Here is a 12,337-nt window from a genome sequence, read left to right as displayed (position 1 = left end):
GGGCATCAGGTGCCGGGAACGCCGAACACCACGTGCGTCAACCACGCGAACAAGGTGTCCAGTCCGTAGACGATGCCCATCACGATCAGAACGAAGACGAGCACCACTGCGGTGAACTTGACCAGCTCCTTGCGCGTCGGGGTGACGACCTTGCGAAGCTCAGCGATGACCTGGCGGAAGAACAGGGCGATGCTCGCGAAGAACCCGCGCTTGTTCTCGCGGGTGGCACCGGCCGCGACGACCTCGCCGCGCGGTTCGTCCTGATCCATCCTGAATGTACCTTTCGTGTGCCAGCGTTGCGCTGACGCGCAGGGCGGACAGGAATCGAACCTGCAACCTGCGGTTTTGGAGACCGCTGCTCTGCCAATTGAGCTACCGCCCTAGAGACCTGGTGGCCTCGAGGATGCCATCCCCACTCTTCCTCAACCAGTCCTGGTCCACCAGGCATGGCGAAAGAATGCAGACAACAACTGCTCGTCCAGTGTACGGCATCCCCCGGGCGCCGCCGAATCGACGGCGGCATCCCGGGGGTGTCGCGGCTCAGCCGATGCGGATGAGCTTCTTGTTGACGAACTCGTCCGCCGCGAGGTGGCCGAGCTCCCGCGCGGTGCCGCTGCGCTTGATGCCGCCGAAGGGCAGCTCGGGGCTGTCGGCGAGCACCAGGTTCACGTAGACCATGCCGGCCTCGATCCTGTCCGCCACCCGCTCGGCCTGCTCGGGGTCCGTCGTGAAGACGTAGGAGCCGAGGCCGAACGTGGTGTCGTTCGCGAGCCGGATCGCCTCGTCCTCGTCAGCGACGCGGTACACGGTCGCCGCCGGCCCGAAGAGCTCCTCACGGTACACGTTCATCTCCGGCGTCACATCGGCGAGCACGGTCGGCGCGAAGAACGCCCCCTCGCGCGTTCCGCCGGTGAGCACGGTCGCCCCCTGCTCGACGGCCTGATCGATCTGCTTCTGCAGGTTCTCGGCGGCCGTCTCGGACGACACCGGGCCGAGCACCGTCTCCTCGAGCATGGGGTCGCTGGGCTTGACCGCGGCCATCGCTGCCGTGAACTTCTCCACGAAGGCGTCGTACAGCTCGTCGACGATGATGAAGCGCTTGGCGCCGTTGCAGGCCTGGCCGTTGTTGTCCAGACGCGCGTCGACACCCGCCTGCACGGTGCCGTCGAGGTCATCCGTGGACAGCACGATGAACGGGTCGGATCCGCCGAGCTCGAGCGCGACCTTCTTCAGGTTGCGTCCGGCGACCTCGGCGACCGCGGCGCCCGCCCGCTCGGAGCCGGTGAGCGAGACGCCCTGGACGCGCGGGTCGGCGATCATCGTCGCGATCTGCTCGTTCGTGACGAGCACGCTCTGGTACGCGCCCTCCGGGAAGCCCGCGTCACGGTAGATGGCGGCGATCGCGGTCGACGACTCCGGGCACTGCGGCGCGGGCTTGAGCAGGATCGTGTTCCCGACGATCAGGTTCGGAGCCGCGAAGCGCACGATCTGGTAGGCCGGGAAGTTCCACGGCATGATCCCGATGAGCGGCCCGAGCGACGAGCGGCGGATGATCGCCGAACCGTCTCCGAGGATCGAGATCGGCTGGTCGGCCATGATCGCCTCGGCCTGATCCGCGTAATACTCGGCGATGTCGGCGGAGAAGTCGACCTCGCCGAGCGCGGCCTCGCGGGGCTTGCCCATCTCGCGCACGAAGATGTCGGCGAGCTCTTCGCGGCGCTCACGGTGCAGTTCCGCCGTCCGGCGCACGAGCGCGGCGCGCTCCGCGACGGTCGATGTGCGCGACCACTCGCGGTGCGCCGTGTCGGCGGCGGCGAGCGCCGCCTCCACCTGCGCATCGGTCAGGGTGTCGAAGGACGCCAGGGTCTCTCCGGTGGCGGGGTTGATGACGGTGTAATCGGTCATGTTCGCTCCTCCTCTGGGCCGACCGGTCAGGCGACCGGGATCAGGGTGTACTTGGTGGACAGGTACTCGTGGATGCCCTCTGAGCCGCCCTCGCGCCCGACGCCCGACTGCTTGACGCCGCCGAACGGAGCCGCGGCGTTGGACACCACGCCCACGTTGAGGCCCATCATGCCGGTCTCGAGCTTGTCGATCATCCGCTGACCGCGCTGGAGGTTCTCGGTGAAGACATACGAGACGAGCCCGTACTCGGTGTCGTTCGCAAGGCGCACGGCCTCGTCCTCGGAGTCGAACGTCGCGATCGCGAGCACCGGTCCGAAGATCTCCTCGCGGAGGATCGCGGAGCCGGCGACGACGTCGGTGAGCACTGTCGGCTCGTAGAAGCTGCCGACGCCCTCCACCTTCTTGCCGCCGGCGAGCAGCGTGGCTCCGCGGTCGACGGCGTCGCCGACGAGCTCTGCCGCCTTGGCGACGGCATCCGCGTCGATGAGCGGTCCGATCGCGACGCCCTCCTCGGTGCCGCGGCCGATCTTCATCCCGTTCACGCGCTCGGTGACCCTGCGGCCGAATTCCTCCGCGACGTCCTTGTGGACGATGAAGCGGTTCGCCGCGGTGCAGGCCTGCCCGATGTTGCGGAACTTCGCGGCGAGCGCGCCCTCGACGGCCTTGTCCAGATCGGCATCCTCGAACACGACGAACGGCGCGTTGCCGCCGAGCTCCATCGAGACCCGGAGCACGCCCTCGGCGGCCTGGGCGATCAGCTTGCGGCCGACCTCGGTGGAGCCGGTGAAGGAGAGCTTGCGCAGGCGCGGGTCGGCGATGATCGGCGCCGACAGGGCGCTGGAGCGCGAGGTCTGCACGACGTTCACGACGCCGGCCGGGAGACCCGCCTTCTCAAGCAGCGATGTGAAGAACATCGTCGTCAGCGGCGTGAGTGCCGGCGGCTTGATGACCACGGTGCAGCCGGCAGCGAGTGCCGGGGCGATCTTGCGCGTCGCCATCGCGAACGGGAAGTTCCACGGAGTCACGAAGAACGACGGGCCGACGGGGCGCTGCGAGACCACCATGTGGCCGGTGCCCTCGGGGTTCAGCCCGTAGCGGCCGTTGATGCGCACCGCCTCTTCGCTGAACCAGCGGAGGAACTCTCCGCCGTAGCCGACCTCGCCGCGCGCCTCGGCGAGCGGCTTGCCCATCTCGAGGGTCATCAGCAGCGCGATGTCCTCCTTGTGCTCCTGCACGAGATCGAACGCGCGGCGGAGGATGTCGCTGCGGGTCCGCGGTGCGGTGGCTGCCCACGACTCCTGGGCGGCGACCGCGGCGTCGAGAGCGCGGATGCCGTCGGCCGGGGTCGCGTCGGCGATCGTGCGGATCACCGCTCCGGTCGACGGGTCCTGCACGTCGAACGTGGCGCCGGTCTCGCCGTCGATCCACTCGCCGCCGATGAAGAGACCGGTGGGGATGCTGTCGAGCAGCGCCTGCTCTGTCTGAGTGCTCATGGGATTCTCTTTCTCTGAGGAGGTGCGGTCAGCGGCGTCGGATGCTCGGCGGTGCGTCCATGCCGAGGGTCTCTCCGCGGAAGAACGCCGGACGGCGGATGGACTGCCAGATCATGATCGCGATGCCGGCGATGATGATGCCGACCCCGAGCACGAACACGAGGCCGACGCCGCCGATGCTGGACCCGCTGCCGTAGGCCGGGTCCATCGAGTCGATCAGCGTGGTCACGAACAGCACCGCGAGGATCGCGCCGCCGACCAGCGGGAACAGGAACGTGAAGAAGAAGCTCCTGGCGGAGTCGAACCACTGCCTGCGGAAGTACCAGACGCAGGCGAAGGCGGTGAGCCCGTAGTAGAAGCAGATCATCATGCCCAGCGACAGGATGGTGTCGGTGAGCACGCTTTCGCTCAGCAGGCGCATCACTGCGTAGAACACCGACGCGACGATCGCGGAGACGATCGTGGCGTAGCCGGGGGTGAAGAAGCGCGGGCTCACCCTGGCGAACTTCGACGGCAGCGCGCCGTAGTGGCCCATGGCGAGGAGCGTCCGCGCAGGGCCGACCGCGGTCGACTGCAGGGATGCCGCGGAGCTCGAGAGCACCGCGAGCGACACCAGGAACGCGAGCGGACCGAGGATCGGGTCGGACAGCGCGAAGAACACGTTGGCGGAGATGTCCTCGTTCGCGAGCCCCAGCGAACCGGTTCCGGCGCCCGCGAACATGAGCAGGCCGATCGAGATCAGCAGGTACAGGCTCACGACCGTGATCACGGTGACGACTGCGGCTCGACCGGGCGTCTTCTCCGGGTTCTTGGTCTCCTCGTTCATGGTGAGCACGACGTCCCAGCCCCAGAAGATGAAGATCGACAGCGACAGGCCGGCGGCGAACGCGCTGAACGTCGGCACCTCGAAGGGGTTGAACCACGACCAGGAGAAGGCGGTCGGCTCTGGCGCCTCGCCGCTGACGGCCTTGAAGATCGCGACCACCGAGAAGACGACCAGCACCACGACCTGGAAGCCGACCAGCACGTACTGGAACTTCTGGGTTGTCTGCATGTCGCGGTACGAGACGAGCGTCGCGCCGAGCATGAACAGCAGGCACACGACCACGTTGATGATCGGGTTGAACGCGAGGTCGGCGATGGCGGCGTTCCCTGACAGCTGCGCGATCAGCAGGAAGAGGAACTCCACGGCGATGCCGGCGAGGTTGGACAGCACGATCACGGTGGCGGCGATCAGCCCCCATCCGGTCATCCAGCCGATCCACGGGCCGAAGGCCCGCACGCCCCAGGTGAAGGACGTCCCGGAGTCGGGCATCACGCGGTTGAGCTCGCGGTATCCGAACGCGGTGAGCAGCATCGGGATGAAGCCGACGAGGATGATCGCTGGCACCTGCGTGCCCACCTCGGCGACGGTGGGCCCGAGCGATGCGGTGAGCGTGTACGCCGGGGCGATCGTCGAGACACCGATCACGACGGCGCCGAGGACGCCGACCGCGCCGGCGCTCAGCCCCTTCTGTGAGATCCCGGAGGTCACTCCGGACTCGGGCTCCGTTGCCCTGTTGGTGCTGGTCATCAGCGGTCTCCTGCCTCGGCGCGGGTGCGCGGTACGACGATCATGGGGACGGGCAGCTCATGCAGCATCTTCGCCGCAGTCGAGCCCAGGAAGAGACGTCGGGGCTGTGCGAGCCTCGACGAGCCGACGACGATGACCTCGCCGGGGATCCACGCGAGGTTGGCGACGGCATCCTCGACGCTGTCACCCGCCGCGTGCTGGATCTCGGTCGTGGTGCCGTCGGGGAGCAGTTCCGTGGCGATCGCGTGCACGTCGTGCGCGTGCGCGTCTCCGACGGTGCGGATCTGAGCCGTGTCCAGGCCGGGCGGCACGTCGAACGGGACGAGCGACACCAGGCGGAGGTCGGTGCCGCTGTCTGCGGCGAGCGCGACCGCCTCGTCGAGGAGGGCGTCCGCCCCCGGCCTCTTGCCCACCGCGGCGGTGACCCTCGGGATGACGTGGTCGTCGGCACCGGCGGCGCCGGCTGGAGCCAGCGCGACCGGGATGGTCGAGGAGTGCAGCAGCTCGGATGCGACGCTGCCGAGACGGTGGCGGCCGAACAGGCTGCCGCCGGCGGCGCCGACCACGATCAGCCTGGCGTCGAACTCCTCGCCTGCGGCGATCAGCCCCGCGGCGAACGACTCGGCGAAGCGGACGTGGCCGGTGCGGGTCAGATCCTGCGGGAGCCGGACGATCGCGTCGTCGAGCCACTGCCTGGCCTGCGCCCTGATGTGGTCCTCATAGGCGCGCTCCGGCGCGACTCCGGCACTGCGGGTGCCCTCCGAAGGAAGCACGATCACGAGGTGCAGCACGGCCCGGAGGCTGCGCGCGAGCCGGGCGCCGAGGGCCGCCGCGTCGGCGCCCGCATCCGTCGCCGTGTACCCGACGATGATCGCGCCGGTCATCAGCCGATGCTCTCGGCGAGGACGGCCTCACGGCTGGCGGTGACGATGTTCGCGGCGGCCAGACGACCCATCCGGATCGCGCCGTCGACGTGCTGGTAGCCGGCGCCGGCCATGTCGCTGCACGCGAAGTGGATGGGCCCGACGGCGGCGCGCAGGTCCGCGCCATAGCGGTGCAGGCCGCCCATGTCGAAACTCGCCGCGTACGCGCCGCGGGTCCACTCCTCGCTGCCCCAGTCGCTCTCGTAGTACACGACAGTGTTCTTGGCCTCGGGGCCGTAGTAGTGCGAGAGCGAGTCGAGGATGCGCTCCTTGCGCTCCTCGGCGGACAGCTCGAACACGCCGTCGGCGTTGTGGTCGGAGACGAAGCCGACCAGGGTGCCGCGCTCGTCGCCGTGGTTCGTGTTGTCGTAGGCCTCGTGCACCAGCTCGTAGGGGCTGAACGCCGTCGCGCTGAGACCCTGCTCGCGCCAGAACGGGCGATCGTAGACGGCGTGCACCTTGATAACGAAGCCCATCGAGATGTGCTGGTGCATCTGGTGCTGGCGCCGCGGCAGCGGCGGCACGAAGGAGATGCGGTTGTACAGCACTGGGGCGTGCGCGAGGATCGCGTAGCGCGCTCGCACGGTCAGCTCGTCGGTCGTCGCGACGACACCCGACTCGGACCATTCGAGGGAGCGCACCGGCTGGTTCAGGAAGACGTCGTCGCCGAGGCGCTCGGCGAGCAGCAGCGGAACCTGCTGGAGGCCGCCGACGACGCGCTTGTCGAGGATGAAGTCCGCGTCGACCAGGTTCGAGTAGGAACCGGCGGATGACGCCATGAGCAGCGACTGCAGGAGCGAGAAGGCGTGCGTCGGCTTGGTCAGCATCGCGGACCCCGTCGCGAAGGCGAGGTTGCGGATCGCCTCGTCGTCGTCGGTCTGCCGGCGGAGCCACGCGTCCCAGGTCACCGAGTCCCACTCGGCCGCGTTCGGGTGCTCCCACGGGCGGTCGGGGTCGATCTCGGCGACCATCGCGTCGAGGCGCTCGGTGATCTCGGCGATGACGGCCTCGGTCGCGGCAGAGACGGGGAACATCTCGCCGGTGAAGCGGCTGGTCTTCCCATCAGGGCCGACGTAGACGCTGTCGCCCTCGCGGTAGCGGCTGAAGGTCTCGAGACCGAGCTCCTCGATCGTCTCCTTGAGCGCGTCCTGGTCGGGCGAGACCCACTGGCCGCCGATCTCGAGCATGGCTCCGTCGATCACGTCGGTCCACAGTCGCCCGCCCACGCGATCGCGGGCCTCCAGCACGGCGACCGACAGGCCGGCCTTGCGCAGGTCGTTGGCGGCCGTGGTGCCCGCGGCACCGGCTCCGATGATCAGTACGTCGCGAGTGATCTCAGCCATCTGCAGCTCCTTCGTCAGGTGAAACGAATAGTGCCGGTCGCGACTCGAAATCCCCCGACACGAGTCGCGACCGGACATCTGGTGAGGGCCGCGCCTGCGCGGCCCCTGGTCAATGCGCGGCTGCGGCGAGCGCCGCGGCGACGATGTCGATGCCCTCGTTCAGCATGTCGTCGCCGATCGAGAGCGGCGGCAGGAACCGGATGACGTTGCCGTAGGTTCCGCAGGTGAGGACGATCACGCCTTGGGCGATGGAGGCCTTGGCGACGGCGGCGGTGAGCGCGGCATCCGGTGCCCCGGTCTCCGGGTTCACGAACTCCGCCGCGATCATGGCGCCGTGTCCGCGGATGTCGCCGATGCGGGCATCGTCCTGCTGGATGCCGGCGAGCCTGGCCTTGAGGAGCTCGCCGATCTCGCGGGCGCGCTCGATCATCCCGTCGTTCTCGAAGACGTCGATCGCCGCGAGGGCCGCGGCGCACGCGATGGGGTTGCCGCCGTAGGTACCGCCGAGGCCGCCCGCGTGCGCGGCATCCATGATCTCGGCACGGCCGGTGACCGCGGCGAGCGGAAGCCCGCCGGCGATGCCCTTGGCCGTGGTGATCAGGTCGGGTTCGATGCCGAACAGCTCGCTCGCGAACATCGCGCCGGTGCGCGCGAATCCGGTCTGCACCTCGTCGGCGATGAAGACGACGCCGTTGGCACGGCACCAGTCGACGATCGCCGGGAGGAACCCGTCAGCGGGGACGATGAAGCCGCCCTCGCCCTGGATCGGCTCGATGATGACGGCGGCGAGGTTGTCGGCGCCGATCTGCTTCTCGATCTGGAGGATCGCGCGGGCCGCAGCCTCGGCGCCTGCGAGTCCGTCGCGGAAGGGGTACGACGCGGTGGCGCGGTACACCTCCGACGCGAACGGGCCGAAGCCGCTCTTGTAGGGCATCGACTTGGCGGTCAGCGCCATGGTCAGGTTCGTGCGGCCGTGGTAGCCGTGGTCGAACGCCACGACGGCCTGGCGGCCGGTGTGCTTGCGGGCGATCTTGATCGCGTTCTCCACGGCCTCGGCGCCGGAGTTGAACAGAGCGCTCTTCTTCGCGAAGTCACCGGGGGTGATCCGGTTGAGTGCCTCGGCGACGTCGATGTACGACTCGTACGGCGAGATCATGAAGCAGGTGTGGGTGAACTGCGCGGCCTGTGCGGCGACGGCGGCCGCGATCTTCGGGTGCGCGTTGCCGACCGTGGTGACGGCGATGCCGCTGCCGAGGTCGATCAGCGAGTTGCCGTCGGCATCGACGACGACGCCCCCGCCTGCCGCGACGGCGGCGACCGGGATCGCGTGGCTGACGCCTGCGGCGACGGCATCCGCCTTGCGGGCGAGGATCTCGGCCGAGCGCGGGCCGGGGAGCTCGGTCACGAGGCGACGCTCCTGGGGGAGGTCGGGTCCGCCGAGGGGAACTGCAACAGCTGCGGTGTCGAGAAGGGCCATGTCCGTGAGCGTACGGGCGCGGAAGAGCCCGACGCATTCGCCGACTTGTACAATCTTCAGGAAGGATTAGCCGGTTCGTATAACTTTCGACAGGAGCGCGCATGGCCGCCGACCAGCCGACGCTGCGCGCCCTGCTGCGGCGCCGCGACCTCGGCCTGGCGCTGGTCTCCGCCGAGGACGCACTGCCGGACGGGGCCCTCGACCGCGCCCTGCGCTGGGTGCACAGCTCGGACCTCGCCGACCCGACCCCGTTCCTCTCCGAGGATCTCGCCCTCCTGACCACCGGGACGCAGTTCGACGACGCCGTGAGCATCGACGTGTACGTCGGCCGGCTCGCGGACCGCGGCGTCCTCGGCCTCGGATTCGGCACCGAGGTGCACCGCTCCGGCATCCCGGAGGAGCTCCTCGCCGCCTGCGCCGAGCACGGGATGCCGCTGTTCGAGGTGCCCTACCGCACGCCGTTCATCGCCGTCGCCAGGGCGCACTCCGAGGCCATCGCCGCACAGGCCTACGCGCGGCGATCGTGGGCTCTGGACACGCAGCGCGCCCTGGCCCTCGCCGCCCTCCGCCCCCGCGGGCTCGACGCGACCCTCGCCGAGCTCGGCCGCCGCCTCGGCGCGTGGGTGGGCATGTACGACGCCGCCGGGGCACTGGAGCTCTCGCATCCGCGCGACGGGATCGCGAGCGACGTCCTCGTCGGGCTCGCTGAGCACGTCGCCGAAGTGCTCACGCGAGGACTCGAGGCCGGCCAGTCTCTGACCATCGACGACCAGGTGTTCATGCTCTTCACCGTCGGCCGCGGCGGCCACCTGCGCGGCGTGATCGCACTCGCCCTGGACGCACTCGACCCGGAGGCCCGCACGGTCGTCACCTCGGTGATCGCGATGGCCGGTCTCGCTCTCGAGCAGAGCGAGCAGCTCGCCCGCAGCCGCCGGCGACTGCACACCCAGCTGCTCGCCTCCCTGCTCGACGACGATCCGGCGCTGGCGCGACGAGTGCTGGGCGGCCTCCCGCCGGCACCGATCGTGGTCGCGGTCGCCGCGGGCGCACCCGCAGGGCCGGTGACGGACTGGTGGGAGCGCAGGCGCTCCGAGCACGGTACAGCGGTCTTCCTCGCAGAGTCGGAGGAGGGCCTCACGATGTGCCTCTCGGCGGGCGACGAGTCACTTCTCGACGAGGTCGCCGCGCGCTTCGGCATCCGGATGGGCGTCTCCGAGCCCGAGTCGTACGACGCCTTCTCCCGGGCCCAGGCCCAGGCGCTCGCGGCTCTGCGCCAGCAGGGCGAGCCGGGAGCCTTCCGCTACGCCGACACCGTCGGCTCGAGCATCCTGAGCGCCCTGGCGACCGATGAGGCGCGACTCGTCGCCGAATCCCGTCTTGCGCCGCTGCGGGCGCACGACGCGCGCACCGGCGCCGACCTCGAGCGTTCGCTGCGCGTATGGCTCGAGCTCGACGCCAGGGCCGAGCCGGCATCCGCGGCGCTGGGCGTGCACCGGCACACGCTGCGATCGCGGATCGCGCAGGCGGGCGCCGTGCTGGGCATCGACCTGTCGACGTTCCCGGCCCGCGCCGAGATGTGGACGCTGCTGCAGACCGCGAGGGACTGAAGCTCATCCCCGCCGCTGATGTCGGTGTCGGAGGGTACGTTGTCGGGATGTCGGATCCATCGATGTGGGACTTTGAGGCGGATTCGTTCGACGAGGCCGCCGATCACGGGCTCGGGCAGGAGTCGACCCGGCGCGCCTGGGAGGACCTGCTCCTCCCGATCGTCGGGTCCGGCCCTGCACGAGTGGCGGATCTGGGCTGCGGCACGGGAACGCTGTCCGTGATGCTCGCGGAACACGGCCATCACGTCACCGGAGTCGACTTCTCGCGGCGCATGATCGAGCTCGCACGTCGAAAGCGAGCCTCCGCAGGCGTGGACGTCGAGCTGATCTGCGCGGACGCTTCGTCGCCGCCGCTCGTCGACGGGCAGTACGACATCGTGCTGAGCAGACATGTGCTGTGGGCTCTGCCCGACCCGATCGGCGCATTGCGCCGGTGGAGGGATCTTCTCCGCCCCGACGGCATCGTCGTCCTCGTCGAGGGCCGTTGGCACACCGAGGTCGGACTCGCGTCCCACGAGACGTCCGCGCTGCTCGGCCTAGCCGGATTCCAGGACGTCGAGCTCAGGCAGCTGCCTGACAGCGCGCTCTGGGGGCGGACGATCACCGACGAGCGGTATCTCGCGGTGGCAGGACGCGGGCGGCTCTGACTCGGCTCGCCGCGCTCACGCACAAGCTCACGCGCGACTGTCGAGCGCGTTCAGAAGGTCGGCCGCCGTCCCGGCGAACTCGGGTCCGTGCCCGGGGAAGATGCGCGACTCCGGCAGCGCGCGAAGGTGCTCGAGGCTGCGGCGGGTCATCTGCGGGTCGTCGCTGAACGGCGCGAGCCGCGCGCCCGCCTCCCCGGTGAGCACGTGCCTCGTGGTGATCGCGTCTCCGAGGAACAGCGCGCCGACCGCCGGCACGCGGATCGCGGCGGAGCCCCGGGTATGCCCCGGGATGGCGATGATCTCCGGCCGGCCGGGAAGGTCGAGGACGTCTCCGTCGGCGATGGTCCGCACCGACCGGGGATGGCGCGTGCGCAGCCCGCCGCGGCGGAGTCCGACCCAGAGGAAGCGCAACGCGGGCCCGAGGCGCCAGGCGTCGGCCTTCACGGATCGAGCCGGCGCCGCGCCCGTGGCGAGTTCGACGTCCTCCGCGAGGATGTGCACCGGGACGCCGTGATCGGCCCGAAGCCGCTCGGCGATGCCGATGTGATCGGCGTCGCCGTGCGTCAGCACCACGCCCCGGATGTCCGCGAACGAACGCCCCGCACCGGCGAGCGCCGTCCGCAGCGCGCCCAGGTCGCCGGAGAGGCCCGCGTCGATAAGCGTCACGCCCTCGTCGGTGACGATCGCGTGGATCGCGACGATGTCGTCGCCGATGCGGAGAAGCTGAGGAGTCATGTCGGCTACAGTACATAGCCTTGATGGCTACGGTCAATAGCCTTAGAGTGGACGGCAGAAGGAGGTTCGGATGCCTGCACCGCAGCGAGTCAGTGCCGGGGCGCTGGTGCGCGCCATCCACACGATCGCGGAGCGCGATGGCGTGGATGCCGTGACCATGAGCGCGGTCGCCGCCGCCGTCGGGGTGCGCGCACCAAGCCTCTACAAGCACGCGGCGAACCGGCACGAGCTGCTCCGGCTCGCGGCCGACGATGCCGCGGGCGAGCTCTCGGCCGAGATCGCCGCGCTGGCCGAAGGCTCGAGCGATCCGCGGGACGTCCTCGCCGGCGCCGCCCGCGCCCTGCGGGCGCTCGCGGCGAGATCGCCGACCGTCACGACCCTGCTGTTCTGCGCACCCGCACCGCCGGCCGGCCCCTCCCCGGAGGCCGTCGCCCCGGTGATGACCACACTGCTGGGCACGATGGGTACCCTGGCTCCCGACGACCCGCTCTCGGCCGCACGCACCCTCACCGCGTGGGCCTACGGCTTCTGCATGATGGAGCAGAACGGCGGCTTCCGCCAGGGCGGCGACGTCGACGCGGCCTTCGAACGAGGACTGGAGATCGTGCTCCGCGGCCTCGGCGACACGCGCTGA

General features: G+C 70.0%; 11 protein-coding genes and 1 tRNA gene. 3 read left to right on the top strand and 9 right to left on the bottom strand.

Features of this window, described 5'->3' with window-relative positions; all coding sequences use genetic code 11:
* Positions 1 to 5: 5 nt before the first annotated feature.
* The 8 genes from secE to gabT form a co-directional block, all read right to left on the bottom strand.
* On the bottom strand, positions 6 to 269 hold the full coding sequence (gene secE / locus IPV10_RS07955) for a preprotein translocase subunit SecE (RefSeq protein WP_207482539.1): 264 nt from the start codon (positions 267 to 269) through the stop codon (positions 6 to 8).
* Between the two features lie 40 nt (positions 270 to 309).
* A tRNA-Trp gene (locus IPV10_RS07950) sits at positions 310 to 382 on the bottom strand.
* 158 nt (positions 383 to 540) lie between these two features.
* Entirely contained in the window at positions 541 to 1,905 is a 1,365-nt protein-coding gene (locus IPV10_RS07945; RefSeq protein ID WP_207482537.1) for an NAD-dependent succinate-semialdehyde dehydrogenase, read from the bottom strand.
* 26 nt (positions 1,906 to 1,931) lie between these two features.
* Positions 1,932 to 3,398, bottom strand: coding sequence for an NAD-dependent succinate-semialdehyde dehydrogenase (locus IPV10_RS07940; RefSeq protein ID WP_207482535.1), 1,467 nt, complete (start codon positions 3,396 to 3,398; stop codon positions 1,932 to 1,934).
* Between the two features lie 28 nt (positions 3,399 to 3,426).
* Positions 3,427 to 4,971 (bottom strand): APC family permease, encoded by a 1,545-nt coding sequence (locus tag IPV10_RS07935; RefSeq protein ID WP_207482533.1) that lies wholly within the window; start codon positions 4,969 to 4,971, stop codon positions 3,427 to 3,429.
* The gene (locus IPV10_RS07930; protein ID WP_207482531.1) at positions 4,971 to 5,855 is read right to left on the bottom strand and encodes a universal stress protein; all 885 of its coding nucleotides are present in this window, start codon (positions 5,853 to 5,855) and stop codon (positions 4,971 to 4,973) included. The genes IPV10_RS07935 and IPV10_RS07930 overlap by 1 nt, the downstream gene beginning before the upstream one ends.
* Positions 5,855 to 7,237 carry an NAD(P)/FAD-dependent oxidoreductase gene (locus tag IPV10_RS07925; protein ID WP_207482529.1) on the bottom strand — a complete coding sequence of 461 codons (1,383 nt, stop codon included), beginning with the start codon at positions 7,235 to 7,237 and terminating at the stop codon, positions 5,855 to 5,857. The genes IPV10_RS07930 and IPV10_RS07925 overlap by 1 nt, the downstream gene beginning before the upstream one ends.
* A gap of 109 nt (positions 7,238 to 7,346) precedes the next feature.
* The gene (gene gabT / locus IPV10_RS07920) at positions 7,347 to 8,714 is read right to left on the bottom strand and encodes a 4-aminobutyrate--2-oxoglutarate transaminase (protein ID WP_207482527.1); all 1,368 of its coding nucleotides are present in this window, start codon (positions 8,712 to 8,714) and stop codon (positions 7,347 to 7,349) included.
* A 101-nt stretch (positions 8,715 to 8,815) separates the two neighbouring features.
* Here gabT and IPV10_RS07915 point away from each other — a divergent pair, with 101 nt between their 5' ends.
* Entirely contained in the window at positions 8,816 to 10,321 is a 1,506-nt protein-coding gene (locus IPV10_RS07915; protein ID WP_207482525.1) for a PucR family transcriptional regulator, read from the top strand.
* Positions 10,322 to 10,383: 62 nt separating this feature from the next.
* Positions 10,384 to 10,968, top strand: a complete 585-nt coding sequence (locus tag IPV10_RS07910) for a class I SAM-dependent methyltransferase (protein ID WP_242684758.1) — start codon at positions 10,384 to 10,386, stop codon at positions 10,966 to 10,968.
* 27 nt (positions 10,969 to 10,995) lie between these two features.
* Here the strand turns inward: IPV10_RS07910 and IPV10_RS07905 are convergent, their stop codons facing one another.
* Positions 10,996 to 11,703, bottom strand: a complete 708-nt coding sequence (locus tag IPV10_RS07905) for an MBL fold metallo-hydrolase (RefSeq protein ID WP_207482521.1) — start codon at positions 11,701 to 11,703, stop codon at positions 10,996 to 10,998.
* Positions 11,704 to 11,773: 70 nt separating this feature from the next.
* Between IPV10_RS07905 and IPV10_RS07900 the strand changes: the two genes are divergently transcribed.
* Positions 11,774 to 12,337, top strand: coding sequence for a TetR-like C-terminal domain-containing protein (locus tag IPV10_RS07900; protein ID WP_207482520.1), 564 nt, complete (start codon positions 11,774 to 11,776; stop codon positions 12,335 to 12,337).

Origin of the sequence: Microbacterium sp. SD291, assembly GCF_017355365.1 — a bacterium.
Taxonomy (GTDB): Bacteria; Actinomycetota; Actinomycetes; order Actinomycetales; family Microbacteriaceae; genus Microbacterium.
Note: the sequence above shows the minus strand (reverse complement) of the source record. Positions and strands in the feature narration are given on the sequence as shown.